This is a genomic window from Pseudomonas sp. R3-18-08 (assembly GCF_003852065.1).
Lineage (GTDB): Bacteria > Pseudomonadota > Gammaproteobacteria > Pseudomonadales > Pseudomonadaceae > Aquipseudomonas.
In genome coordinates this window covers 4,830,366-4,856,083 of the sequence record NZ_CP027729.1, presented here as the reverse complement: position 1 = coordinate 4,856,083, position 25,718 = coordinate 4,830,366, and the positions used below count along the sequence as shown (strand labels likewise).

Genomic DNA, 25,718 nt, shown 5'->3' with positions numbered 1-25,718 from the left:
CTTCTGTTTGTAGAAAGCTTAGAAATGAGCATTCCATCGTTGTGATGGTGAATGTTGATTTCTAGTCTTTGACTAGTTCGTTCTTTAAAAATTTGGGTATGTGATAGAAAGATAGACTGGACGTTACTTTCACTGGTAACGGCTCAGGCTAAGGTAAAATTTGTGAGTCGCTCTTAATTGAGTATGATCGAATTTTCGGCGAATGTTGTCTTCACAGTATAACCAGATTGCTTGGGGTTATATGGTCAAGTGAAGAAGCGCATACGGTGGATGCCTTGGCAGTCAGAGGCGATGAAAGACGTGGTAGCCTGCGAAAAGCTTCGGGGAGTCGGCAAACAGACTTTGATCCGGAGATGTCTGAATGGGGGAACCCAGCCATCATAAGATGGTTACCTTACACTGAATACATAGGTGTATGGAGCGAACCAGGGGAACTGAAACATCTAAGTACCCTGAGGAAAAGAAATCAACCGAGATTCCCTTAGTAGTGGCGAGCGAACGGGGACTAGCCCTTAAGTGGCTTTGAGATTAGCGGAACGCTCTGGAAAGTGCGGCCATAGTGGGTGATAGCCCTGTACGCGAAAATCTCTTAGTCATGAAATCGAGTAGGACGGAGCACGAGAAACTTTGTCTGAATATGGGGGGACCATCCTCCAAGGCTAAATACTACTGACTGACCGATAGTGAACTAGTACCGTGAGGGAAAGGCGAAAAGAACCCCGGAGAGGGGAGTGAAATAGATCCTGAAACCGTATGCGTACAAGCAGTGGGAGCCTACTTTGTTAGGTGACTGCGTACCTTTTGTATAATGGGTCAGCGACTTATTTTCAGTGGCGAGCTTAACCGAATAGGGGAGGCGTAGCGAAAGCGAGTCTTAATAGGGCGTCTAGTCGCTGGGAATAGACCCGAAACCGGGCGATCTATCCATGGGCAGGTTGAAGGTTGGGTAACACTAACTGGAGGACCGAACCGACTACCGTTGAAAAGTTAGCGGATGACCTGTGGATCGGAGTGAAAGGCTAATCAAGCTCGGAGATAGCTGGTTCTCCTCGAAAGCTATTTAGGTAGCGCCTCATGTATCACTGTAGGGGGTAGAGCACTGTTTCGGCTAGGGGGTCATCCCGACTTACCAAACCGATGCAAACTCCGAATACCTACAAGTGCCGAGCATGGGAGACACACGGCGGGTGCTAACGTCCGTCGTGAAAAGGGAAACAACCCAGACCGTCAGCTAAGGTCCCAAAGTTATGGTTAAGTGGGAAACGATGTGGGAAGGCTTAGACAGCTAGGAGGTTGGCTTAGAAGCAGCCACCCTTTAAAGAAAGCGTAATAGCTCACTAGTCGAGTCGGCCTGCGCGGAAGATGTAACGGGGCTCAAACCATACACCGAAGCTACGGGTATCACGTAAGTGATGCGGTAGAGGAGCGTTCTGTAAGCCTGTGAAGGTGAGTTGAGAAGCTTGCTGGAGGTATCAGAAGTGCGAATGCTGACATGAGTAACGACAATGGGTGTGAAAAACACCCACGCCGAAAGACCAAGGTTTCCTGCGCAACGTTAATCGACGCAGGGTTAGTCGGTCCCTAAGGCGAGGCTGAAAAGCGTAGTCGATGGAAAACAGGTTAATATTCCTGTACTTCTGGTTATTGCGATGGAGGGACGGAGAAGGCTAGGCCAGCTTGGCGTTGGTTGTCCAAGTTTAAGGTGGTAGGCTGGAATCTTAGGTAAATCCGGGATTCTAAGGCCGAGAGCTGATGACGAGTTGTCTTTTAGACGACGAAGTGGTTGATGCCATGCTTCCAAGAAAAGCTTCTAAGCTTCAGGTAACCAGGAACCGTACCCCAAACCGACACAGGTGGTTGGGTAGAGAATACCAAGGCGCTTGAGAGAACTCGGGTGAAGGAACTAGGCAAAATGGCACCGTAACTTCGGGAGAAGGTGCGCCGGTGAGGGTGAAGGACTTGCTCCGTAAGCTCATGCCGGTCGAAGATACCAGGCCGCTGCGACTGTTTATTAAAAACACAGCACTCTGCAAACACGAAAGTGGACGTATAGGGTGTGACGCCTGCCCGGTGCCGGAAGGTTAATTGATGGGGTTAGCTAACGCGAAGCTCTTGATCGAAGCCCCGGTAAACGGCGGCCGTAACTATAACGGTCCTAAGGTAGCGAAATTCCTTGTCGGGTAAGTTCCGACCTGCACGAATGGCGTAACGATGGCGGCGCTGTCTCCACCCGAGACTCAGTGAAATTGAAATCGCTGTGAAGATGCAGTGTATCCGCGGCTAGACGGAAAGACCCCGTGAACCTTTACTATAGCTTTGCACTGGACTTTGAATTTGCTTGTGTAGGATAGGTGGGAGGCTTTGAAGCGTGGACGCCAGTTCGCGTGGAGCCAACCTTGAAATACCACCCTGGCAACTTTGAGGTTCTAACTCAGGTCCGTTATCCGGATCGAGGACAGTGTATGGTGGGTAGTTTGACTGGGGCGGTCTCCTCCTAAAGAGTAACGGAGGAGTACGAAGGTGCGCTCAGACCGGTCGGAAATCGGTCGTAGAGTATAAAGGCAAAAGCGCGCTTGACTGCGAGACAGACACGTCGAGCAGGTACGAAAGTAGGTCTTAGTGATCCGGTGGTTCTGTATGGAAGGGCCATCGCTCAACGGATAAAAGGTACTCCGGGGATAACAGGCTGATACCGCCCAAGAGTTCATATCGACGGCGGTGTTTGGCACCTCGATGTCGGCTCATCACATCCTGGGGCTGAAGCCGGTCCCAAGGGTATGGCTGTTCGCCATTTAAAGTGGTACGCGAGCTGGGTTTAGAACGTCGTGAGACAGTTCGGTCCCTATCTGCCGTGGACGTTTGAGATTTGAGAGGGGCTGCTCCTAGTACGAGAGGACCGGAGTGGACGAACCTCTGGTGTTCCGGTTGTCACGCCAGTGGCATTGCCGGGTAGCTATGTTCGGAATAGATAACCGCTGAAAGCATCTAAGCGGGAAACTAGCCTCAAGATGAGATCTCACTGGGACCTTGAGTCCCCTGAAGGGCCGTCGAAGACTACGACGTTGATAGGTTGGGTGTGTAAGCGCTGTGAGGCGTTGAGCTAACCAATACTAATTGCCCGTGAGGCTTGACCATATAACACCCAAGCAATTTGACTACTCGAAAGAGCATCAGATTGCGGTGTGTGAAGACGCAATGAACCGAAAGTTCGATGCTCACAAAACACCGAATTCTATCGCATACCCAATTTGCTGAAGCGAGGCCACATGGTCACGACTCAGTACCCGAATTTCTTGACGACCATAGAGCATTGGAACCACCTGATCCCATCCCGAACTCAGTAGTGAAACGATGCATCGCCGATGGTAGTGTGGGGTTTCCCCATGTGAGAGTAGGTCATCGTCAAGATTAAATTCCGAAACCCCATTTGCGAAAGCAGGTGGGGTTTTGTTTTGGGCGGTCGAAAAGTGCCAAGACGCTCATTGCAGTGGCCTTCAGTGCTAAAGTCCACGCCTCGATTCTTGCTTTCCCAAGGAAACCGTTATGCCGGGTGCGACGTCCCTCAGCGCTGGATTCATGGTGGTTCACGGTAACCGCCTGGACGAGTTGCGCAGCCTGGTAGTCAGTTGGATGCGTCGTTATCCCCTGGCGCCTTTGGAAAACGAAATCGCTCTGGTCCAAAGCAACGGCATCGCCCAATGGCTCAAGCTTGCCCTGGCCGAAGATCCGCAGGAAGACGATATGGGCGGCTGTGGCATTGCAGCGGCAATCGATGTGCAACTGCCCGGCAGCTTCATGTGGCAGCTCTATCGCATAGTCCTGGGGCGTGACGAAATCCCCCCTAAGTCTTTGCTTGATAAGGCCCCGCTGACCTGGCGACTCATGCGCCTGCTCCCGCAGCTTATCGACCAACCCCATTTCGAGCCGCTGCAACGCTTCCTGACTCACGACACCGACCTGCGCAAGCGCTACCAGCTCGCCGAGCGCCTGGCCGACCTGTTCGACCAATACCAGGTGTATCGCGCCGATTGGCTGGAAGACTGGGCCGCAGGGCGCCATCAGTTACGCAATGGACGCGGCGAATCCAAACTCCTTAATGCTGCGAACTGTTGGCAAGCCGAGTTATGGCGCGCGTTGCTGCTCGACGTAGGCGCGCAGGGCATGGCCGAGAGTCGTGCCGGCGTTCACCAGCGTTTTATCGAGCGCATCAACACGCTCGAGCAAGCGCCTCCTGGCCTGCCTTCCCGCGTGATCGTCTTTGGCATTTCATCACTGCCCGCCCAAGCGCTTGAAGCCCTGGCGGGCCTGGCCCGTTTCAGCCAAGTGCTGCTGTGCGTGCACAACCCTTGCCGCCATCATTGGTCAGACATCGTGGCCGACAAGGACCTGCTGCGTAACGAATACAAGCGCCAAGCGCGTAAAGCGGGCATGCCAGTCACCATCGATCCACAAACCCTGCACCAACATGCCCATCCGCTACTCGCCGCCTGGGGCAAGCAGGGCCGTGACTACATCAGCCTGTTGGACAGTTACGACGACCCCAACAGCTACCGCGCCGCCTTCCGTGATGGGCGTATCGACCTGTTCAGCGACAGCGAGCCCACCACACTGCTCAACCAGCTTCAGGACGATATCCTTGAACTGCGCCCACTCGACGAAACCCGTGAATGCTGGCCTGCAGTCGACCTGAAGCGCGACTCATCCATTCGCTTTCACATTGCCCACAGCGCCCAACGCGAAGTGGAAATTCTCCACGACCAATTGCTGCAACGCTTCAGCGCCGATCCCACCTTGCGCCCTCGGGACATCATCGTCATGGTCCCCGATGTCGACAGCTATGCGCCGCACATTCGCGCGGTTTTCGGCCAACTGGAAAGAAACGACCCACGCTTCATTCCGTTCACCCTGACAGACCAAGGCCAACGCGGTCGTGACCCGCTGCTGATTGCCGTCGAGCACCTGCTCAAGCTCCCCGACAGCCGCTTCCCCGTCAGCGAGATTCTCGACCTGTTGGATGTTCCCGCCCTGCGCGAACGTTTCGCCATCAATGAACGCGACCTGCCGACCCTACACCGCTGGATTGAAGGCGCGGGTATCCGCTGGGGTCTCAACGCTGAGCAGCGTGCCGGCCTGGGGCTGCCCGAGGCGCTGGAGCAGAACAGTTGGCGATTCGGCCTGCGGCGGATGCTGCTGGGTTACGCCGTCGGCACCGGTGTCGCGTGCGACGGCATTGAGCCCTACGATGAGATCGGCGGGCTTGATGCAGCGCTGATCGGCCCACTGGTCGCCTTGCTCGACGCATTAAACGACGCCCATCAAGCGCTGTCACAACCAGCCCCTCCCCACGAATGGGGCGAGCGTCTGCAACGCTTGATGCAGCAGTTTTTCCTGCCCAGCAGCGAGCACGATGACTACCTGTTGGGCCAACTCGAACAATTAAGAGAAACTTGGCTGGAAACCTGCGAATCCGTCGGCCTGCAGGACGAATTACCGCTCACTGTAGTCCGCGAGGCGTGGTTGGCCGGGCTTGACCAAGGCCGCCTGTCCCAGCGCTTCCTCGCAGGCGCGGTCAATTTTTGTACCCTGATGCCCATGCGCGCAATCCCGTTCAAGCTGGTCTGCCTGCTCGGCATGAACGACGGCGACTATCCGCGTGCCCAGCCCCCACTGGACTTTGACCTGATGGGCAGCGACTACCGGCCCGGCGATCGGTCCCGCCGTGAGGACGACCGCTACCTGCTGCTCGAAGCCCTGCTTTCCGCGCGCGACCAGCTCTATATCAGCTGGGTCGGCCGCAGCATCCGCGACAACAGTGAGCGCCCGGCCTCGGTGCTGATCGGCCAATTGCGTGACCATCTCGCCAGCGGCTGGCATAACGCCGATAGCCAAGAACCCCTGATCGAAGCGATGACCCAGGAACACCCGCTCCAGCCGTTCAGCGCCCGCTACTTCCATGAAGGCGACCCGCTGTTCAGTTACGCCCGCGAATGGCAGCTGCTGCACGAAGCGCCGGCCGCAATGGCCCACGACCACGCGCTGGCACCGCACCATCAGGAAGAGCCCCTGAGCCTCGGCCAGTTGCAGGATTTCCTGCGCAATCCGGTAAAGCATTTCTTCAGCCAGCGCCTGAAAGTGTTCTTCGAGGCTGCCGAAGTACCGCTGGCCGACGAAGAACCCTTCGTCCTCGACGCACTGCAACGCTACAGCCTCAGCGACAGTCTGCTGAACGCCGCACTGGCCCGGCCCGACCAGCTTGATCAGGCCCTCAACGCCCAAGCCTTGCGCCTGCAAGGCAGTGGCCTGCTGCCTATGGTCGGTTTCGGCGAATGCCTGCGCAACGAGCTGATCGAGCCGTTGCCGGACCTGTTGCAGCGCTATCAACAACTCCTGGCGCTCTGGCCAACCCCGCACGCTGGCGCGGAACCGATCAGTTTCGATTACCAGGGCATCCAGCTCGAAGGCTGGATCAGCGGCCTGCATCGACGCAGTGATGGCGGATTGTTGAGCGTGACCACCATCCCCAACAGCATCGGCTCGATCAAGACGCGCAAGTGGCACCGGCTGATTCGCCCCTGGGTCAATCACGTGGTCGCCTGTGCGTGTGGCGTGCCGTTGAGCACCGGGCTGGTGGCCAGTGACGACACCTTGCTCCTGGCCCCACTGGACACCGCCACCGCGCAGCATATCCTCGCCGACCTGCTGCTCGCCTGGCACACCGGCATGAGCAAACCGCTGCCCGTCGCGGTAAAAACCGCCTTTGCCTGGCTCGGCCAGACCGACCCCGCCAAGGCCCACGCTGCTGCCAGCAAAGCCTACGAGGGCGACGGCATCACCACCGACGGTGAGCGCCGTGAAACGCCCGCGCTCACTCGTCAGTTCCCCGACTACGCCACGCTGGTCGCCAGCGAAGAATTCGAAGGTTGGTGTGAAACCCTGTACCGCCCCCTGATCAGCGCCCCCTGGCGTTCACTCTCCAGCGCGGAGGCCGGCGCATGAGTAACAAGCCCTTGGCCCTGGCCTTCCCGCTCAAAGGCAGCCAACTGATCGAAGCCAGCGCCGGCACCGGCAAAACTTTCACGATTTCGGCCTTGTACCTGCGCCTGGTCCTCGGCAACGGTGGTGAGGAGTCCGGCTTCGGCCGCGAACTGCTGCCGCCGCAGATTCTGGTGGTGACCTTCACCGACGCCGCCACCAAGGAGTTGCGTGAACGTATCCGTATCCGCCTGGCCGAAGCGGCGCGGTTCTTCCGTAGCGAAATCGAGCCGCCTGACGCCTTGATCGCCGACCTGCGTAATCAATACCCCGAGGAGCAGTGGCCCGCCTGCGCCAATCGGTTGGACATCGCTGCGCAATGGATGGACGAAGCGGCCGTCTCGACGATCCACAGTTGGTGCCAGCGTATGCTGCGCGAGCACGCCTTCGACAGCGGCAGCCTGTTTACCCAGACCCTGGAAACCGATCACAGCGACCTGCTCGGTGAAGTGCTGCGCGACTACTGGCGCTTGTTCTGCTACCCGATGCACGACGACGCACTCAACTGGGTGCGCAACAACTGGGGCGGCCCGGCCGCATTGATGCCACGGGTGCGTGCGCTGTTCGGCAGTGAACGACCCGCCGAGGACAGCCGCGAGCCGGCCGACATGATCACCGCCTGCCTGCAGGAGCGCCGCGAGGCGTTGACCCGCATCAAGGCGCCTTGGCTGCAATGGGCCGCCGAGCTGCGCGAACTGTGCCTGCAAGCGGTTGCTGCCAAGGCGGTCGATGGGCGCAAAATGCAGGCGCGTTACTTCGAGCCCTGGTTCGAAAAAATCAGCGCCTGGGCCGCCGACGAAACCCTGGAACAACTGGATATCGGCACCGGCTTTACCCGGCTGACCCCCGACGGCATGGCCGAAGCCTGGAAAGGCGAGCCGCCACGGCATCCCGGCATCGACGCCATGGCCGGCCTTAAAGCCGCCCTCGACGCACTGCCAACCCCGGACGCCGCTGTGTTGCAACACGCCGCGGCCTGGGTGGGCAAGCGCTTCGAAGAAGAGAAGCGGCGCCGCGCCGAAATGGGCTTCGACGACATGCTGATCCGCCTCAACGCCGCGCTCCAGGCCGACGGTGGCGAGCGCCTCGCCAGTGTGATCCGCGAGCAATTTCCGGTGGCCTTGATCGATGAATTCCAAGACACCGACCCCGTGCAATACAGCATCTTCGACAGCATTTACCGCATCGAAGAAAACCACCTGGACAGCGGCCTGTTCCTGATCGGCGACCCCAAACAGGCGATCTACGCCTTCCGCGGCGCGGATATTTACACCTACCTGCGCGCCCGGCAGTCCACCACCGGGCGCCACCACACCCTGGGCACCAACTTCCGCTCCAGCCATGCGATGGTCGAGGCGGTGAACCATGTGTTCCAGCGTGCAGAAACCGGCCGGGGCGCCTTCCTGTTTCGTGAACCCGACGGCCATAACCCGGTGCCGTTTCACCCGGTGCTGTCCCAGGGCCGCAAAGAACAGCTGCAGGTCGACGGCCAAACGCTGCCGGCGATGAACCTTTGGCACTTGCCCACCGACCAGCCGATTTCCAATGTGCTGTATCGCCAGCAACTGGCCGCCGCCTGCGCCACGCACATCGTCGCGTTGCTCAATGGCGGCCAGCAAGGCAGCGCGGGGTTTGTCAAAGACAACACCTTCAACGGCGTGCTGCCGTCAGACATCGCCATCCTCGTGCGAGACGGCAAGGAAGCCCAGGCCGTGCGCGCCGAGTTGGCGGCGCGGGGCGTGCGCAGCGTGTACCTGTCGGATAAAGACTCGGTCTTCGCCGCCCAGGAAGCCCACGATCTGCTGGCCTGGCTCAAGGCCTGCGCCGAACCGGACGTCGAACGCCCGCTGCGCGCGGCTTTGGCCTGTGTCACCTTGAACTTGTCATTGGCGGAGCTGGAGCGTCTGAACCAGGACGAACTGGCGTGGGAAAGCCGCGTGATGCAGTTCCGTGGCTACCGCACGATCTGGCGTACCCAAGGCGTGCTGCCGATGCTGCGCCGCCTGCTGCATGACTTCAAGCTGCCGCAAACCCTGATCGCCCGCAGCGATGGCGAGCGAGTGCTGACCAACCTGTTGCATCTCAGCGAACTGCTGCAACAGGCCGCGTCGGAACTGGACGGCGAGCAGGCGTTGATTCGTCATCTTGCCGAACACCTGGCGCTGTCGGGTCAGGCCGGTGAAGAGCAGATCCTGCGCCTGGAAAGCGATGAGCAACTGGTCAAGGTGGTGACGATCCACAAATCCAAGGGGCTCGAATACGACCTGGTGTTCCTGCCCTTCATCTGTTCGGCCAAGCCGGTGGACGGCACGCGTTTGCCGCTGCATTACCACGACGAGCAGGGTAAATCCCACGTCAGTCTGCGGCCCACCGCAGAGTTGATTGCCCAGGCCGACGATGAGCGCCTGGCCGAAGACCTGCGCTTGCTGTATGTCGCCCTGACCCGCGCCAAACACGCCTGCTGGCTGGGCATCGCCGACCTCAAGCGCGGTAACAGCAGCAGCTCCGTGCTGCACCTTTCGGCGCTGGGCTATTTGCTCGGCGCCGGTGCACCGCTGGGAGCGTCCGCCGAACTGGCGCGCTGGTTGATGGCGCTGCAGGAAGGCTGCCCGACCATCAGCTATGCCCATGTGCCGCAAGCCCAAGACACTGTGTTTCATCCACCGCGCAACGAAGCCACCTTGCTGGCCCCGCTGCTGCCTAAACGCAAGGCCGCAGAAAACTGGTGGATTGCCTCCTACAGCGCCTTGCGCATTGGCGACAGCATGAGCGCCGCGAATATCGAAGCGCCTGAAAGCCCACAGGCCCAAAAACTGTTCGATGACGAACGTCTTGATCCCGATGCACCACGGGAAGTGGCGGCGTCCGGCGGCGATATTCATCGTTTCCCACGCGGTCCCAATCCAGGCACCTTCCTTCATGGCTTGTTGGAATGGGCCGGTGAAGAAGGCTTCAACCTGAGCCACGAGGCCATCGAAAAGGCCGTCGGCGCGCGCTGTAACCGCCGCCATTGGGAAGGCTGGATCGTCACCCTCAGCGCCTGGCTTGGCCACTTGTTGCAAACACCGCTGCCTGTGTACGACGCCCGCGTCAGCCTCAGCGCCCTGCAGCAGTACCAGATCGAAATGGAGTTCTGGTTCGCCAGCCATAAAGTCGACGTGCTCGCCCTCGACAAGCTGGTGTGCCAGTACACCCACCACGGCGTCTCCCGCGTGGCGGCCGAACCGGTGTTGCTCAACGGTATGTTCAAGGGCTTTATCGACCTGACCTTCGAGCACGACGGTCGTTATTACGTGGCTGACTACAAATCCAACTGGCTCGGCCCTGACGATTCGGCCTACACCCTGGAAGCCATGGAACAGTCGATCCTCGAGCATCGGTACGACCTGCAATACGTACTTTACCTGCTGGCCCTGCATCGCCAACTCAAGGCGCGCCTGCCCGATTACGACTACGAACGCCACATCGGCGGCGCCCTGTACCTGTTCCTGCGCGGTACGCAATCGGTGAGCCAGGGCGCGTATTTCACCCGGCCACCGCGAGAACTGATCGAAGGGCTGGACCTGTTGTTCCAAGGCAAGCCGATCCCGCCCAAAGCCGAGCCCGCCTGGGAACAAGGAGTGCTGCTATGAGCCTGTCGCCGTTACTGCCGGACGAGCTGACACCTCTCAGTCGCGCCGCCGACCTGGTGCAATTGCTCGAGCGTTGGGTCGAGCGTGGTTGGCTACGGGCCTTGGACAAAGCCTTCGTCGGCTTCCTGCATGAGCTTGACCCAGAAGCCGATCCCTTGGTGTTGCTGGCGGCGGCGTTGACCAGCCACCAATTGGGTCACGGCCATGTGTGCCTCGACCTGTTCGAAACCCTCAAGACGCCGGACTTTGCCTTGTCACTGCCGCCCGAAGGCGACCTGCAAACCGGCGCGATGCTGTTGCCGTCGCAATTGCTCGAGGGTTTGGACGGCGCCCACTGGTGTCATGCCCTGGCCGCCAGCCCCTTGGTCGCGCTGGCCGTCGATGGCAGTGAGTCGGCCAAAAGCCGTCCGTTGGTGCTGTCCGGAAAGCGCCTCTATCTGCGCCGCTATTGGGCGTATGAACGGCGCATCGACAGCGCCTTGCGCCTGCGGCTGGCCAGCCACGAAAGCGTCGCCACCGATTTGCCGCAGCGGCTCAATGGTTTGTTCGATCAACCGGCGCCCGATGGCGTGATCGACTGGCAAAAACTGGCCTGTGCCCTGGCCACCCGTGGCGCGTTCAGCATCGTCACGGGCGGCCCCGGCACCGGCAAGACCACCACCGTGGTGCGCCTGCTCGCGCTGTTGCAGGCGCCGGCCGTGGAAAGCGGCAATCCCTTGCGTATCCGCCTGGCCGCGCCCACCGGTAAAGCCGCTGCCCGTCTCACCGAGTCCATCAGCCAGCAAGTGCTGTCGCTGAAAGTGCCCGACACTGTGCGTGAAAAAATCCCGACCCAGGTCACCACGGTTCACCGCTTGCTGGGCAGTCGCCCGGGTACTCGGCATTTTCGTCATCACGTCGGCAACCCATTGCCGCTGGATGTGCTGGTGGTGGACGAAGCGTCGATGATCGACCTGGAAATGATGGCCAACCTGCTCGACGCCTTGCCCCCCCATGCTCGCCTGGTGCTGCTGGGTGACAAAGACCAGCTCGCTTCGGTAGAGGCGGGCGCGGTGCTCGGCGATTTGTGCCGCGATGCCGAGGCCGGTTGGTACAGCCCGGCCACGCGCCAATGGCTGCAAGCGGTCAGCGCTGAAAATCTCGCCGACAGCGGTTTGCAGGAGGACCTCGACGGCACTCATCCCCTGGCGCAGCAGGTGGTGATGCTGCGCTACTCGCGGCGTTTCGGCGAGGGCAGCGGCATCGGCCAGCTGGCGCGTTGGGTGAACCAGCAGAACGCTGAGCAAGCGCGCCAGCTGCTGGCCGCGCGCAGTCATGACGACCTGTTCTGCCTCAGCCTCAAGGGCGAGCATGATCATGCCCTTGAGCGCCTGGTACTGGACGGGCAGGGCGCCGGCGCCCAGGGCTATCGCTATTACCTGAACCTGCTGCAGTCGGCGCGGCCTGCACTGGACACCCCGCGTGACGATCACGCCTGGACCCACTGGGCGCAACAACTGCTGCAAGCCTTCGACGCGTTCCAGCTGCTCTGCGCCGTGCGTAAAGGCCCGTGGGGCGTCGAAGGCCTGAACCTGCGCATCACCGCCGCCTTGCGCAAGGTGCGGCTGATCGAAGGCGACGAGCAGTGGTATGAAGGCCGCCCGGTGTTGATGACCCGTAACGACTACGGCCTGGGCCTGATGAACGGAGATATCGGCATCGCCTTGAAGTTGCCCGAAAGCGACGGCGGGCCCCAGGTGCTGCGCGTGGCCTTCCCGCGAAATGACGGCCAGGGGGGCGTGCGCTTCGTGCTGCCCAGCCGGCTCAACGACGTGGAAACCGTGTATGCCATGACCGTGCACAAATCCCAGGGGTCAGAGTTCACTCACACCGCGCTGATCCTGCCGGACGCGCTGAACCCGGTGCTGACCAAAGAACTCATCTACACCGGTATTACGCGTGCCAAGCGCTGGTTCAGCCTGATCGAGCCCCGTGCCGGCGTCTTTGAGGAAGCCGTACGGCGCAGGGTCAGACGTTTGAGCGGGCTGATGCTGGAGTTGGACGCCACGCCTGCAGAAGTTGACTGAGTGGTCATGTAAGATTTCTGATTCAGATGACTGATTTTTCTGAAAAAATATCAGCCCCGCGAAAACCCTGCGTCGTGGGATTTTTCGCCGCTGTGCTATCGTTGCGGCATCACCTTGAAATTTCTTGAGAGAATTGCTGCATGAACGTGGCTGTCTCGCTCACCGAGCGTAGTTTGAGCTGGAGACGCCTGCTGCGGGTGGCGGTGCTATGCCTGCTCGCCCCGCAGGCATGGGCTCAAACGTCCAGCCTGGCTGAACAGCGCGCCCAGGCGGTGACCCAGGTCGTGCTCGGTATCCTCAGTTACGCCCGCTGGCCGGTGGAGCCCGCGCAACTGCGCTTGTGCATCGTCGGGCCGACCCAATACACCGACGACCTGATCAAAGGCACCACCCAGGCGACCGGCCGTCCGGTGACGGTGCGCCGCCTGCTGGCGAGCCATCCCGATATCGTCAGTGCCTGCGACGCTGTTTACATCGGCAAACTCAGCGCTGACGAACGCAGCGCATTGTTTACCTCATTGATGGGCCACCCGGTGCTCAGCATCAGCGAAGGCGGTGACCAATGCACTGTGGGTAGCCTGTTCTGCCTGCGGGTGAGCGATGCGCAAGTGTCGTTCGAGGTGAACCTGGACTCCGTCGCCCGCAGCGGCGTACGCATTCACCCCAGCGTGCTGCAACTGTCGCGCCGTCGAGCGCCGGCGCCATGAAGCCTGCTAAGGCGCGGCCGACCCTGGGTTCGGTCATCGGCCGGGGGCACCTGATTCTGGCCCTGGTGGCGGTGACCCTGGCCAGTGTGTCCCTGACCCTGCTCGGCGTGCTGGCATTGAGGGTGTACGCCGAACATAACCTGCATTTGATCGCCCGCTCGATCAATTACACCGTGGAAGCGGCGGTGGTGTTCGACGATAGTGCGGCAGCCACCGAAGCCCTCAGCCTGATTGCCCAGGCCGAAGAAGTGGCCCAGGCCGAAGTCTTCGATGCAAATGGCAAGCTACTGGCGCAGTGGGTCCGGCCGAACACCGGCATGTTGTCTCGGGTTGAGCTTGAACTGGCGCATGCCTTGCTCGAGCAGCCCATCAGCCAGCCGATCCTCCATCAAGGGCAAACGGTTGGCAGCATCCACCTGACCGGGCATGGCGGCAGCCTGCTGCGCTTCCTGCTCAGCGGCCTGGCGGGCATTGTGATCTGTACGGCGCTCAGCGCCTGGGTCGCGTTGCACTTGGCGCGGCGCCTGTTGAACGGTATCACCGGGCCGCTGCAAAGCCTCGCCGCCGTGGCCCACGCTGCGCGCAGTGAACGTGACTTCGACCGCCGCGTGCCGCCGGCGCAGATCGCTGAACTCGACAGTCTGGGCAGCGACTTCAACGCCCTGCTTGGCGAGATGGAAGCCTGGCAGAACCACCTGCAAAGCGAAAACGAAACCCTTGCCCACCAGGCCAGCCACGACAGCCTCACCGGCCTGCCCAACCGTGCGTTCTTCGAAGGTCGGTTGATTCGTGCCTTGCGCAGCGCCGCCAAGACCAATGAGCGGGTGGCGGTGCTGTTTCTCGACAGCGATCGTTTCAAAGACATCAACGATAACTTCGGCCACGCCGCCGGCGATGCGGTACTGATGGCCGTCGCCGAGCGCGTGCGTGCACAACTGCGCGAAGACGACTTGGTGGCCCGGCTGGGCGGCGATGAGTTCGCCGTGCTGCTCGCGCCGCTGCACAAAGCCGAAGATGCACAGCGCATCGCCGACAAGATCATTGCCAGCATGGACGCGCCGATTCCACTGCCCGGCAACACTCAGGTGGTGACCTCCCTCAGTATCGGCATCGCCATTTATCCCGAGCATGGCGCCACACCCGGCACCCTGCTCAATGCCGCCGACGCGGCGATGTACCAGGCCAAACGGCTGTCCTCGGGCAGCCAGCAAACGGCGGAGTCGGAGCATTCCGCCGTCAATGTCCAACACAGGAGCTGATCCCTTGTTTTCTAACCTACGCGTTCTATTCATCACCTTGCTCGTCGCCTGCCTGGCCCTCGGCGGCTGCCAGACCCCACCGGCCAAAGGCCTGACCCCGGCGCAAGTCAGCGTGCTCAAACAGCAGGGTTTTGAGCTGACTGACGAAGGCTGGGCCTTCGGCCTGTCTGGCAAAGTGCTGTTTGGCAGCGACGTCGAAAGCCTCAACAAGCCCAGCACCGACATCGTTGAGCGCATCGGCAAGGCCCTGGTGGGCGCAGGCATCGAACGCGTACGCGTCGAAGGTCACACCGACGCCTCGGGCAAAGAAACCTACAACCAGACCTTGTCCCTGCGCCGCGCCAAAAGCGTGGGCGAGGTGTTGACCCGGGTGGGCATGAAAGAACAAAACATCCAACTGCGCGGCCTGGGCAGCAGCGAGCCGGTGGCGGAAAATACAACCACGGCGGGGCGCACCGAGAATCGTCGCGTGTCGATCGTAGTCATCGCGGACTAAAGCATTTCCCCCATCTCAACCTGAAATGCACTCCAAATGTGGGAGGGGGCTTGCTCCCGATAGCAGTGTGTCAGCCAATACATCGGGTAACTGACACTCGGCTATCGGGAGCAAGCCCCCTCTCACATTTGCGCTTGAGTGTGCATAAGACAGTGTTCGCTTAACGGCTCGGCGTCATCGCCTGCGTCAAGTCATCCACCACTGCCTTGCCCATCTCACACAGATAATGCGCGGCCCAAGCGTACTGCTCGCCGCGCACATCCATGGCGGCTTCCATTGCGAGTTTCTTGGAGTAAAAAAGCAGGGTGGAGGCGTGTTCCAGGGCTTCCTCTATCGGCATGCCGGAATTAACGCGGAACAACGGTTTTTGGTTTTCACCGTAGTCGCCGAAGGTGACGACACCGAGGGTGATGATCGAGGAAAGCGGTGGGTCGGGGATGATTTTGCTCATGGTGATTGCTCTCTGCTGAATTAGAGCCGCCACATCACATCGCTAAACATGAAGAGGGTGGAAGCTGTGTGCAGGTTAGCGATCCGGGCCAGAGCGCATCCCGGGTAGACTCGAAAGTCTCCCGCACACAGCCGCCATAAAACGCTAAAAGCTGACGGACGCCAGCTAATACTGTTGGGGGCAGTGCCACGCTTGGAACCCGGATCGCTAAACCCGATCGCTGATATGCAGCGACCCAGGAAGGCTAGTGATCCAAATGTTATAGCGCAATAGGCCAGGGATTCTCTAGGAAACGTCCTGCAATTTAAAGGGAGTCGTCGTTGATGGCCCTTTAATCCGCGAACGTGATCTCCCGCGTTTCCCCCATCAACAACCCCTGATTCTGCTCCGCCACCTCCCTAACGTAATCCCCAACAACGTCTTGCGTAAGCTTGTAATGTCCAAGGGGCGCGAGCAGGTGCTGTGTCGCTGAAAAAAAGGCGTTCGGAAACTGTGGCGTTTATGGAGAGCTTGTAAGGTGTTGGGATCAGTATCATTTTCGCCTCGAGCATTTTCTCAACTTATAGCCAGCGGTAAGAAGTCCGGAATCAGAAGGGTGCCGATTGTCGCGTTGTGGATGAGTAAAAGGCCATTAGTCGATACTACATTGACATCATCATCGCGAGTCACCGACACTGAAGCGAATAACCATCATGTTCATAAGGATATCTGCCATGAAAAAACGCTCCTTTCTGGTTCCTTTAGCCACTTTGGCTGCAGCCGTTGCTACAGAACAAGCTTCCGCTCTAAATATGTATGAGATTGTCGAGCCAAGTCTTGAAGCCAAGAACACATTTCAAGCTGAAGCCCGAAGCGAGAACCTTTCGGTCCGTGGTGGTAACGATTTATTTGCCTTTGTTCTCAAACGCGGCGACCAGGGGCAGATGATGGCTTATCACAGCTCCCATAGCTCCCACTCTTCGCACAGTTCCCACAGCTCCCACTATTCGGGTCGATAATGGATTTCTCTCATAAGCTCCTTTTTGATGAGCGGCTTTATGACGCACAGGTTTTGCAGAAAGCTGCATATCGATCGATCAATGCCCTGACGGTTGATATCACCCCCGATGGGGGGCAGTTCGTCTGCGCTTTGTCATCGAATATCGGCGTGGACGAGCAGTCCTTTCTGTCTGCGGTCCAAGAGTTCAAGAAGGACGCTCTCGATTATCAGCTTCGCCACCGACTGGCAGTTGAGACGCAACCGATCAAGAACCTGATACTCGGACTGGCCTTTTCAAAAACCGGACTGATTAGTGAGTAAATTCCAAAAGCTGGAGTTCTACGCGCAGCAACGTCCGTACGAGTTGCTGCCCTTTAAGTTCGACCGTCTGAATGACGCCGAGTACGTCATTACCAACATGGCAGGCGAGTTTCATGTCATACCTGTGCCAATGCTTGAACCGATCATTAGCAAGACGCTTCCGCTCACATCAGAGCTAATCCCTACGCTTCGATCCAAGCAGTTCATTCGCTTCACCAATGAGCAAGCGCCACTTCAGCTTTTGGCTCTCAAAATTCGTACGCGATTGTCCAGACTGGCCGAGTTCACCAATCTGCATATCTTTGTAGTGACTCTTCGGTGTGACCATAGCTGCCCGTATTGCCAAGTTTCAAGGCAGTCCGAGAGCAAAGGCGAATTCGACATGACCAAAGAGATGGCAGACAAGTCGTTGGATTTCGTCTTTATGTCTCCTAATCCTGCCATCAAAATTGAATTTCAGGGTGGAGAGCCGCTGCTGAACTTCGAGATGGTGAGGTACGTTGTTCTTGAGGCCAAAAAACGTAACGTCAAGGAAGGGCGCGACCTACAGTTCGTCGTTGCAACCACGCTGTCGCTACTGACCGATGATGTGCTCGACTTCTGTAAGCAGCACAACATAGTTCTTTCATCTTCGCTCGACGGACCAATGGATCTGCATAATGCAAATCGTCCACGCCCGGGCAGAGATAGTCATCAGCGTTTCGAAGAAGGCTTGAAGAAAGCCCGTGCAGCCCTCGGCTATGACCAAGTGTCAGCCCTGATGACAACCACAGATAAGAGCCTGATACGAGCACGCGACATCATTGATGAATACTTGCGCCTAGGCTTTGATGGCATCTTCCTCCGCGCGCTCTCCCCTTACGGCTTTGCGATAAAGACCAAAAAATTCATGTCGTATGATACGGAGCGCTGGCTTGAATTTTACAAGGAGGGCCTTGAGTACATCATTGAACTAAACAAGTTCGGCATACGATTTGTAGAGCAATATTCTTCGCTCGTGCTGACAAAAATGCTGACATCAGGGGACCCTGGTTTCGTTGATTTGATGAACCCTGCCGGCGCTGGTATCGCAGCCATCGTGTTCAACTACGACGGATCGGTCTACGCCTCAGATGAAAGCCGCATGCTTGCTGAAATGGGCGATCATACGTTCCGTCTGGGCAGCATTCTTGAACACTCATATGAGGAGATCATCCTCTCTGATCAGCTTCTGGATGCACTGGAAAATTCTTTCACCTTAAGCGCTCCAATGTGCTCTGACTGTGCATTTGAACCTTACTGTGGAGCGGAGCCTGTCTACCATCACTCCATTCACAAGGACGTTGTAGCAAGAAAACCTGAGTCCTCTTTCTGTAAGCGAAATATGGCGATTTTCAAGCATCTCATTGGACTAATGGAAAGTGATGAGCAAACAAAACGGATTTTTATGGGTTGGGCCAACCGATGCTGAAACTCGGCGGAAAGATTATCCGCATCCATGCGGTTGATGTTCGTAGGGAACTTACTCTGCTCAAGGTGTCGACCAGCCGGAATTTGCCAGAAGTCTTGCGACGGGAAATAGCCTACTTGGTTTCCGATCAGGAGATCCCCCGAGGATTCGCGCACTACCTTTTGCTTGAGAACCATCGACAGTTGGTTGAGGTACTGCCGTCCGACTCCGATTACTCGCTCCTACCGAATGACTACAGCTACATCGGTGAAGGTGACATTATCCGGCTTTCAGCTGATCGTCAGAGCATTAGCGTACTGTTTCGAGCATCGTCGCCGCACAACAGCATCCTGGTCACCGAGCAATGCAATCATTACTGTCTTATGTGTTCACAACCGCCTAAAGCAGCTGATGACTCGTGGATACTTGACGAAATCGAGAGTCTGATTCCGCTTATTCCCAAAGATACTCGCGAGCTGGGGTTTACTGGGGGCGAGCCGACGACCAATCGGGAGCGCTTCCTTAAAATTATCAGCCTGACAAAAAGTTACCTGCCGAGAACCGCAATCCATATCCTCTCGAACGGGCGCAGCTTCAAAGACCCAGCGTTTGCTGAAAAATATGCGCGGATTGAATTGCCCGACGCGATGATCGGAATCCCTGTCTATTCAGACGATCCGACGCTGCATGACTACATCGTCCAGGCCCAAGGTGCGTTCGATGAAACCATTCAGGGTATCCTCAATCTGAAGCGCTTGGGTCAGAAGGTTGAGATCCGAGTTGTCATTCACAAACTATCAGTGCAGCGCCTGCCTGAACTGTGTGAGTTCATTGCACGCAATCTGCTGTTTGTTGACCATGTTGCGCTGATGGGCCTCGAGATGATGGGGTTCACCAGGGCCAATCTTGATGAGCTGTGGATCGACCCGGTCGAGTACAAGGACACGCTCAGCAAATCGGTTGGTATTCTGGCCAAATACGGTATGAACATCTCGGTCTATAATCATCAGCTTTGCCTGGTGAATCCGGACATTCAGCCCTACTACCGGAAGTCAATCAGCGACTGGAAGAATGAGTACGCGCATGAGTGCCAGAGCTGCACAAAACAGCGGGAGTGCGGGGGCTTTTTTGCATCAGGTATTAAATTCGGCTACAGCAAGCATCTAATCCCGTTCTGACTTTGGCTTCAAATCTGCAAGCCGCAATGTCCTTGATGCAAACAATAGACTTACGCTTAAAATTTTCATAGGCGGTTTTTGGGCGCTCCATGTAACGTTCCAACTGAGGAATGCATGGGAGACAAGCTGTTAGATCTACTCTTAAAATGAAAAGTCACGGCGCGCGCAGTTAAAGTAATCCGGAAACTCCTCCACGGATTGCTGCTTGGAACATTTGGTTTGGCAACCCTCTAGAAATCTGGCCAAGCGGGAATTCGGAGACTTGATCCGCGCTGGCTTATCCAGAAATCCAGCATGCTTATTGACTGGCAAACCGCATCTCCCGCGTTTCCCCCATCAACAACCCCCGATTCTGCTCCGTCACTTCTCGGATGTAGTCCCACAACAACGTAATCCGCTTCAACTTGCGCAGATCCTCCCGGCAATACATCCAGAACTGCCGCGTAATCGCGATCTGCTCCCCCAGCACCGGCAGCAATCGCGGGTCCTGCGCTGCCAGAAAGCACGGCAATATCGCCATCGATCGTCCCTGCTGCGCCGCTACGTACTGGGCAATCACACTGGTGCTGCGCAGGCTGGCGCTTGCCCCGGGCACCACGTTCGCCAGGTACAGCAGCTCCGAGCTGAACGCTAAATCATCCACATAGCTGATAAACGGATGCTCGGCCAGATCCGCCGGGCGTTGGATCGGCGGGTGTTGGTCGAGGTAATCCTGTGTGGCGTACAGCTGCAGTTTGTAATCGCACAGTTTGCAGCACACGTACGGGCCGTGTTCCGGACGCTCCAGGGCGATGACGATGTCGGCTTCGCGCTTGGACAGGCTGATGAAGTGCGGCAGCGGCAGGATGTCGACCGAGATCGCCGGGTAGGTATCGACGAAATGACTCAACTGCGGGGTGATGAAAAAACTGCCGAAGCCCTCAGTGCAGCCCATGCGCACATGCCCGGACAGCGCCACGCCGGAGCCGGAGACCTGCTCGCAGGCCATGTGCAGGGTGCTTTCGATGGATTCGGCGTAGCCCAGCAAGCGCTGGCCTTCGGCGGTGAGCACAAAACCGTTGGTCCGGGATTTTTCGAACAGCAGGGTGCCGAGTGACACTTCCAATGAACTGATGCGCCGCGACACGGTGGTGTAGTCCACCGCCAGGCGCTTGGCGGCCACGCTGGCCTTGCGGGTGCGGGCCACTTCGAGGAAAAACTTCAGGTCATCCCAGTTCAGGGAGCCCAATGATGTGATGTTTTTTTGCATGTTGGACCGGCTTTTATGTGCGTTCTTATTAGAGATTTGCACATCTATACTCCAAAAACAGTCCGAACGCCTCCTTCTTCAAGGCGATTCACTCTCTGCATAACAACAAGATTCCGGAGACCCTCATGAACGCATCTGCCGATATTTCCGTACAACAGGTCAAGTTGCTGATCAATGGCGAGTGGGTCGAGTCCAAGACCACCGAGTGGCAAGACATCGTCAACCCCGCTACCCAGCAGGTGCTGGCCAAAGTCCCGTTCGCCACGGCCGATGAGGTCAACGCTGCCATCGACGCCGCTCATCGCGCCTTCCAGACCTGGAAGCTGACCCCGATCGGCGCGCGCATGCGCATCATGCTCAAGCTGCAAGCCTTGATCCGCGAACACTCCAAGCGCATCGCCGTGGTGCTCAGCGCAGAGCAGGGCAAGACCATTGCCGACGCCGAGGGCGATATTTTCCGTGGGCTTGAAGTGGTGGAACACGCCTGTTCCATCGGCACCCTGCAGATGGGTGAGTTCGCCGAGAACGTCGCCGGCGGTGTCGACACCTACACCCTGCGCCAGCCGATTGGCGTCTGCGCCGGCATCACGCCGTTCAACTTCCCGGCGATGATTCCGCTGTGGATGTTCCCGATGGCCATCGCCTGCGGTAACACCTTCGTGCTCAAGCCGTCCGAGCAGGACCCGTTGTCGACCATGCTACTGGTGGAGCTGGCGTTGGAAGCCGGTGTGCCGGCCGGCGTGCTTAATGTGGTACACGGCGGCAAGGACGTGGTGGATGCGCTGTGCACCCACAAGGATATCAAGGCCGTGTCCTTCGTTGGCTCCACCGCCGTGGGCACGCATGTCTACGACCTGGCTGGTAAACATGGCAAGCGTGTGCAGTCGATGATGGGCGCCAAGAACCACGCGGTGGTGCTGCCGGATGCCAATCGCGAGCACACCCTCAATGCCCTGGTCGGCGCCGGTTTCGGCGCTGCGGGCCAGCGTTGCATGGCCACCTCGGTGGTGGTGCTGGTAGGCGCGGCCAGGCAATGGTTGCCGGATCTCAAGGCGCTGGCGCAGAAACTCAAGGTCAACGCGGGCAGCGAAGCGGGCACCGATGTCGGCCCGGTGATTTCCAAGCGCGCCAAGGCGCGCATCCTGGAGCTGATCGAAAGTGGTGTGAAACAAGGCGCGAAGCTGGAGCTGGACGGCCGTGACATCAAGGTGCCAGGTTTCGAGCACGGCAATTTTGTCGGCCCGACGCTGTTCTCGGGCGTGACCACCGACATGCGCATCTACACCGAGGAAATCTTCGGCCCGGTGTTGGTGGTGCTGGAGGTCGATACCCTCGATGAAGCCATTGCGCTGGTCAACGCCAACCCGTTCGGCAACGGCACCGGCCTGTTCACCCAGAGCGGCGCGGCGGCGCGTAAGTTCCAGAGCGAAATCGATGTGGGCCAGGTGGGCATCAACATTCCGATCCCGGTGCCGGTGCCGTTCTTCAGCTTCACCGGTTCCCGCGGCTCCAAGCTCGGTGACCTCGGCCCGTACGGCAAGCAAGTGGTGCAGTTCTACACCCAGACCAAAACCGTCACCAGCCGCTGGTTCGACGACGACACGGTCAACGACGGCGTCAACACCACCATCAACCTGCGCTGACTCCGGGAGACGACCATGAACATTGCATTTATCGGCCTGGGCAACATGGGCGCACCCATGGCCCGCAACCTGATCAAGGCCGGGCACGCGCTGAACCTGTTCGACCTGAACCAGACCGTGCTCAAGGAGCTGGCCGAGTTGGGCGGTCGCATCAGCGACTCACCGCGCGACGCGGCCCAGGGCGCTGAACTGGTGATCACCATGCTGCCGGCCGCCGCGCATGTACGCAGCGTGTGGCTGAATGAAGACGGTGTGCTCGCCGGCATCGGCGAAGGCATTCCCGCAGTGGACTGCAGCACCATCGACCCGCAAACCGCCCGCGATGTGGCTGCCGCCGCCGCCAGGCAAGGTGTGGTGATGGCCGACGCCCCGGTCTCCGGCGGCACCGGCGGGGCGCAAGCCGGCACGCTGACCTTCATGGTTGGCGCCACCCCCGACCTGTTCGCCACCCTGCAACCGGTACTGGCGCAAATGGGCCGCAACATCGTGCACTGCGGCGAAGTCGGCACCGGGCAAATCGCCAAGATCTGCAACAACCTGCTGCTGGGCATCAGCATGATCGGCGTCAGTGAAGCCATGGCCCTGGGCGACGCGCTCGGCATCGATACCCAGGTGCTGGCCGGCATCATCAACAGCTCCACCGGGCGCTGCTGGAGTTCGGACACCTACAACCCGTGGCCGGGCGTGATTGAAACGGCGCCGTCGTCGCGCGGCTATACCGGCGGTTTTGGCGCCGACCTGATGCTCAAGGACCTGGGCCTGGCCACTGAAGCGGCGCGGCAGGCCAAGCAACCCGTGATCCTGGGAGCCGTGGCCCAGCAGTTGTACCAGTCGATGAGCCAGCGTGGGGAAGGGGGCAAGGACTTCTCGGCGATTATCAACAGCTATCGCAAACCGTAGGCGCGGGGGGGACGCCTAATCCTTGCTCGCGAAAAATGCGAGAGCAACGCGTTCATCCTGGATGAGCGCGTTTTCGTTGACGATCTTCGCGAGCAAGCTCGCTCCTACAGTGAGGGCGGTGGCTCAAGCAAACACAAAATACTTACGCACCGTCTCGACCACCTCCCACGTGCCCTTCATTCCCGGCTCCACCACAAAGATATCCCCAGCCCGCAGATGAATCGGCGCCATGCCTTCAGGGGTAATCACGCAGTAGCCTTCCTGGAAATGGCAGTACTCCCACTTCACGTATTCCACGTACCACTTGCCCGGCGTGCAGATCCAGGTGCCCATGATCTTGCTGCCGTCTTCGCTGGTGTAGGCGTTGAGGTTGACGGTATGCGGGTCGCCTTCGAGTTTTTCCCATTTGCAGGCATCCAGGACCGGCAGGGGATGGGTGTCGCGCAGAACAGTGATCGGCTGGGGCATGATGACTCCGAGGCAAGGAAACAGAAGTTGAACCCTATAGCGCCGAGCTGTTTGCCAGTGGTCTGAACTCGACATCGGGATGCCCAGAACCGCAGCACAAGGCGATCCCGCAGACACACTGCAGTCAACTGTGGGAGGGGGCTTGCTCCCGATAGCGGTGTGTCAGTCAGTGATTTATTACCTGAACCACCGCCATCGGGAGCAAGCCCCCTCCCACATAGGTCATCTTGCGAATTTCCGAGCCTGAATTGACCATTTCTTCGCAGTAAGTGCGAAAGATTTCCCGCTTTGCGCCAGAATTCGCAAGAAAATTCACAGCTGGCCCTCGTATCATTCACCTCAGTGACAGCCGAGAGCCTTGAAATGAACCCAATAAAAACGTGGTGGGATATCAGCCCGCCCTTGAGCGCGGCGACCCCGACCTGGCCGGGCGATACGCCGTTCCAGGAAGAGCGCGTGTGGCAGTTCGGTCCGGAGTGCCCGGTGAATGTTGGGCGCGTGACCTTCTCGCCGCACACCGGCGCCCACGTGGATGCGCCGCTGCACTACAGCGCCGACGGCGCGCCGATCGGCGAGGTGTCGCTGGATGTGTACATGGGCCCGTGCCGGGTGTTGCACTGCCTCGGCAGCGGTGCCTTGGTGCAGCCCCATCAACTGCAAGGGCGTGTGGATAACCTGCCGGAACGGGTCCTGCTGCGCACTTATCCACAAGCGCCACTGACGCACTGGGATTCAAATTTCACCGCCATCGCCCCGCAGACCATCGAGCTGCTCGCCAGCCTTGGCGTGCGCCTGATCGGTATCGACACCCCGTCCCTGGACCCGCAACAGTCCAAGACCATGGATTCGCACAACGCCGTGGCGCGCCATGGCATGGCGATTCTCGAAGGCATCGTGCTCGATGACGTGCCGGAAGGCGACTATGAACTGATCGCGCTGCCGCTGCGCTTTGCCAATCTGGATGCCAGCCCGGTCCGCGCAATCCTGCGCCCGCTTTTGGAGCCCACGCGATGAGCCAATGTCCCTTCTCGCCAGAATATAAGCCTGCCGGCGACCAACCCCCGCAGGATTGGCACAACGCTGAGCTGAATTTTTCCGAGTCCATGAGCTACGGCGACTACCTGGACCTGGGCAAAGTCCTCAGCGCCCAACACCCGCTGTCGCCGGATCACAACGAAATGCTGTTCATCATCCAGCACCAGACCTCGGAGCTGTGGATGAAGCTGATGCTGCATGAGCTCAAGGCGGCCCGCGAACACGTGCGCCTGGGCGAGCTGCCGCCGGCGTTCAAGATGCTAGCGCGGGTCTCGCGGATCTTCGACCAACTGGTGCACGCCTGGGCGGTGCTGGCGACTATGACTCCGTCGGAATACAAGGCGATCCGCCCGTTCCTCGGGCAGTCGTCGGGGTTCCAGTCGTTCCAGTACCGTGAGATCGAATTCATCCTCGGCAACAAAAGCCCGGCGCTGTTGCGGCCCCATGCCCATCGCCCGGAGTTATTGCTGCAATTGCAGGTGGCGATCGCCACGCCGTCGCTGTATGACGAGGCGATCAACCTGATGCTCAAGGCGGGCCTGGCGATTGACCCTAAGCGCGCCGAACGCGACCCGACGGCCGCTACCGTGCACGATGACTCCGTGGAAGCCGCGTGGCGTGAGGTGTACCGCGACCCGAGTCGGTACTGGGATTTGTATCAATTGGCCGAGAAGTTTATCGACCTGGAGGATTCGTTCCGCCAGTGGCGCTTCCGGCACGTGACCACGGTCGAGCGGATTATCGGCTTCCAGCCGGGCACTGGTGGCACCGAAGGTGTGGGGTATCTGCGCAAGATGCTCGACACGGTGCTGTTTCCCGAACTGTGGCGAGTGCGCTCTACGCTCTAAACACAATCCAAATGTGGGAGGGGGC

At 59.0% G+C, this 25,718-nt stretch carries 17 protein-coding genes and 2 rRNA genes; 16 read left to right on the top strand and 3 right to left on the bottom strand.

Annotation, left to right across the window (positions count from 1 at the left end; all coding sequences use genetic code 11):
* The first annotated feature begins 243 nt into the window (after positions 1-243).
* The 8 genes from C4J92_RS22295 to C4J92_RS22260 all read left to right on the top strand — a co-directional run bounded on the left by C4J92_RS22295 (position 244) and on the right by C4J92_RS22260 (position 15,192).
* A 23S ribosomal RNA gene (locus C4J92_RS22295) occupies positions 244-3,135 on the top strand.
* Between the two features lie 157 nt (positions 3,136-3,292).
* Positions 3,293-3,408 (top strand): 5S ribosomal RNA (gene rrf / locus C4J92_RS22290).
* 135 nt (positions 3,409-3,543) lie between these two features.
* Complete coding sequence (gene recC, locus C4J92_RS22285) at positions 3,544-6,996, top strand: exodeoxyribonuclease V subunit gamma (protein ID WP_124405289.1); 3,453 nt, start codon at positions 3,544-3,546, stop codon at positions 6,994-6,996.
* Entirely contained in the window at positions 6,993-10,664 is a 3,672-nt protein-coding gene (recB, locus tag C4J92_RS22280) for an exodeoxyribonuclease V subunit beta (RefSeq protein ID WP_124405288.1), read from the top strand. Before recC ends, recB begins: the two co-directional genes overlap by 4 nt.
* Positions 10,661-12,730: an exodeoxyribonuclease V subunit alpha gene (gene recD, locus C4J92_RS22275; RefSeq protein WP_124405287.1), complete on the top strand. Its 2,070-nt coding sequence runs from the start codon at positions 10,661-10,663 to the stop codon at positions 12,728-12,730. The genes recB and recD overlap by 4 nt, the downstream gene beginning before the upstream one ends.
* Positions 12,731-12,870: 140 nt before the next feature.
* Positions 12,871-13,437, top strand: a complete 567-nt coding sequence (locus tag C4J92_RS22270; RefSeq protein ID WP_124405286.1) for a YfiR family protein — start codon at positions 12,871-12,873, stop codon at positions 13,435-13,437.
* Positions 13,434-14,696, top strand: coding sequence for a diguanylate cyclase domain-containing protein (locus C4J92_RS22265; RefSeq protein WP_124405285.1), 1,263 nt, complete (start codon positions 13,434-13,436; stop codon positions 14,694-14,696). Before C4J92_RS22270 ends, C4J92_RS22265 begins: the two co-directional genes overlap by 4 nt.
* 4 nt (positions 14,697-14,700) lie before the next feature.
* Positions 14,701-15,192, top strand: a complete 492-nt coding sequence (locus C4J92_RS22260) for an OmpA family protein (RefSeq protein ID WP_124405284.1) — start codon at positions 14,701-14,703, stop codon at positions 15,190-15,192.
* A 160-nt stretch (positions 15,193-15,352) separates the two neighbouring features.
* Here C4J92_RS22260 and C4J92_RS22255 read toward each other — a convergent pair whose 3' ends face one another.
* Complete coding sequence (locus C4J92_RS22255; protein ID WP_124405283.1) at positions 15,353-15,643, bottom strand: DUF3077 domain-containing protein; 291 nt, start codon at positions 15,641-15,643, stop codon at positions 15,353-15,355.
* A gap of 713 nt (positions 15,644-16,356) precedes the next feature.
* On the opposite strand from C4J92_RS22255, the gene hxsA2 reads away from it, so the two are divergent.
* The 4 genes from hxsA2 to hxsC are packed head-to-tail and all read left to right on the top strand — an operon-like array spanning position 16,357 to position 19,550.
* Complete coding sequence (gene hxsA2 / locus C4J92_RS22250; RefSeq protein ID WP_124405282.1) at positions 16,357-16,641, top strand: His-Xaa-Ser repeat protein HxsA2; 285 nt, start codon at positions 16,357-16,359, stop codon at positions 16,639-16,641.
* On the top strand, positions 16,641-16,943 hold the full coding sequence (hxsD, locus tag C4J92_RS22245; protein WP_124368346.1) for a His-Xaa-Ser system protein HxsD: 303 nt from the start codon (positions 16,641-16,643) through the stop codon (positions 16,941-16,943). The genes hxsA2 and hxsD overlap by 1 nt, the downstream gene beginning before the upstream one ends.
* Positions 16,936-18,393 carry a His-Xaa-Ser system radical SAM maturase HxsB gene (gene hxsB, locus C4J92_RS22240; protein ID WP_124405281.1) on the top strand — a complete coding sequence of 486 codons (1,458 nt, stop codon included), beginning with the start codon at positions 16,936-16,938 and terminating at the stop codon, positions 18,391-18,393. The genes hxsD and hxsB overlap by 8 nt, the downstream gene beginning before the upstream one ends.
* Positions 18,387-19,550 (top strand): His-Xaa-Ser system radical SAM maturase HxsC, encoded by a 1,164-nt coding sequence (gene hxsC / locus C4J92_RS22235; RefSeq protein ID WP_124405280.1) that lies wholly within the window; start codon positions 18,387-18,389, stop codon positions 19,548-19,550. The genes hxsB and hxsC overlap by 7 nt, the downstream gene beginning before the upstream one ends.
* 298 nt (positions 19,551-19,848) lie before the next feature.
* Here the strand turns inward: hxsC and C4J92_RS22230 are convergent, their stop codons facing one another.
* Positions 19,849-20,799, bottom strand: a complete 951-nt coding sequence (locus C4J92_RS22230; RefSeq protein WP_124405279.1) for a LysR family transcriptional regulator — start codon at positions 20,797-20,799, stop codon at positions 19,849-19,851.
* A gap of 125 nt (positions 20,800-20,924) precedes the next feature.
* Between C4J92_RS22230 and C4J92_RS22225 the strand changes: the two genes are divergently transcribed.
* Positions 20,925-22,442 carry a CoA-acylating methylmalonate-semialdehyde dehydrogenase gene (locus C4J92_RS22225; RefSeq protein WP_124405278.1) on the top strand — a complete coding sequence of 506 codons (1,518 nt, stop codon included), beginning with the start codon at positions 20,925-20,927 and terminating at the stop codon, positions 22,440-22,442.
* Positions 22,443-22,457: 15 nt separating this feature from the next.
* Positions 22,458-23,342 (top strand): 3-hydroxyisobutyrate dehydrogenase, encoded by an 885-nt coding sequence (gene mmsB / locus C4J92_RS22220; protein WP_124405277.1) that lies wholly within the window; start codon positions 22,458-22,460, stop codon positions 23,340-23,342.
* Positions 23,343-23,465: 123 nt separating this feature from the next.
* On the opposite strand, the gene C4J92_RS22215 is transcribed toward mmsB, so the two are convergent.
* Positions 23,466-23,810: a cupin domain-containing protein gene (locus tag C4J92_RS22215; protein ID WP_124364396.1), complete on the bottom strand. Its 345-nt coding sequence runs from the start codon at positions 23,808-23,810 to the stop codon at positions 23,466-23,468.
* 363 nt (positions 23,811-24,173) lie between these two features.
* Here C4J92_RS22215 and kynB point away from each other — a divergent pair, with 363 nt between their 5' ends.
* Both kynB and kynA read left to right on the top strand, forming a co-directional pair.
* Positions 24,174-24,824, top strand: a complete 651-nt coding sequence (gene kynB / locus C4J92_RS22210) for an arylformamidase (protein WP_124405276.1) — start codon at positions 24,174-24,176, stop codon at positions 24,822-24,824.
* Positions 24,821-25,693, top strand: coding sequence for a tryptophan 2,3-dioxygenase (gene kynA, locus C4J92_RS22205; protein ID WP_124405275.1), 873 nt, complete (start codon positions 24,821-24,823; stop codon positions 25,691-25,693). The genes kynB and kynA overlap by 4 nt, the downstream gene beginning before the upstream one ends.
* The last annotated feature ends 25 nt before the right edge of the window (positions 25,694-25,718 follow it).

What these genes read in the sequence shown, in the direction of transcription:
- C4J92_RS22225 (WP_124405278.1), top strand. Translation starts at nt 20,925, where the DNA reads ATGAACGCATCTGCCGATATTTCCGTACAACAGGTCAAGTTGCTGATC.
- C4J92_RS22270 (WP_124405286.1), top strand. Translation starts at nt 12,871, where the DNA reads ATGAACGTGGCTGTCTCGCTCACCGAGCGTAGTTTGAGCTGGAGACGC.
- hxsA2 (WP_124405282.1), top strand. Translation starts at nt 16,357, where the DNA reads ATGAAAAAACGCTCCTTTCTGGTTCCTTTAGCCACTTTGGCTGCAGCC.
- kynA (WP_124405275.1), top strand. Translation starts at nt 24,821, where the DNA reads ATGAGCCAATGTCCCTTCTCGCCAGAATATAAGCCTGCCGGCGACCAA.
- C4J92_RS22230 (WP_124405279.1), bottom strand. Translation starts at nt 20,799, where the DNA reads ATGCAAAAAAACATCACATCATTGGGCTCCCTGAACTGGGATGACCTG.
- C4J92_RS22255 (WP_124405283.1), bottom strand. Translation starts at nt 15,643, where the DNA reads ATGAGCAAAATCATCCCCGACCCACCGCTTTCCTCGATCATCACCCTC.
- C4J92_RS22215 (WP_124364396.1), bottom strand. Translation starts at nt 23,810, where the DNA reads ATGCCCCAGCCGATCACTGTTCTGCGCGACACCCATCCCCTGCCGGTC.
- recB (WP_124405288.1), top strand. Translation starts at nt 6,993, where the DNA reads ATGAGTAACAAGCCCTTGGCCCTGGCCTTCCCGCTCAAAGGCAGCCAA.
- hxsD (WP_124368346.1), top strand. Translation starts at nt 16,641, where the DNA reads ATGGATTTCTCTCATAAGCTCCTTTTTGATGAGCGGCTTTATGACGCA.
- recD (WP_124405287.1), top strand. Translation starts at nt 10,661, where the DNA reads ATGAGCCTGTCGCCGTTACTGCCGGACGAGCTGACACCTCTCAGTCGC.
- mmsB (WP_124405277.1), top strand. Translation starts at nt 22,458, where the DNA reads ATGAACATTGCATTTATCGGCCTGGGCAACATGGGCGCACCCATGGCC.
- kynB (WP_124405276.1), top strand. Translation starts at nt 24,174, where the DNA reads ATGAACCCAATAAAAACGTGGTGGGATATCAGCCCGCCCTTGAGCGCG.
- hxsC (WP_124405280.1), top strand. Translation starts at nt 18,387, where the DNA reads ATGCTGAAACTCGGCGGAAAGATTATCCGCATCCATGCGGTTGATGTT.
- recC (WP_124405289.1), top strand. Translation starts at nt 3,544, where the DNA reads ATGCCGGGTGCGACGTCCCTCAGCGCTGGATTCATGGTGGTTCACGGT.
- C4J92_RS22265 (WP_124405285.1), top strand. Translation starts at nt 13,434, where the DNA reads ATGAAGCCTGCTAAGGCGCGGCCGACCCTGGGTTCGGTCATCGGCCGG.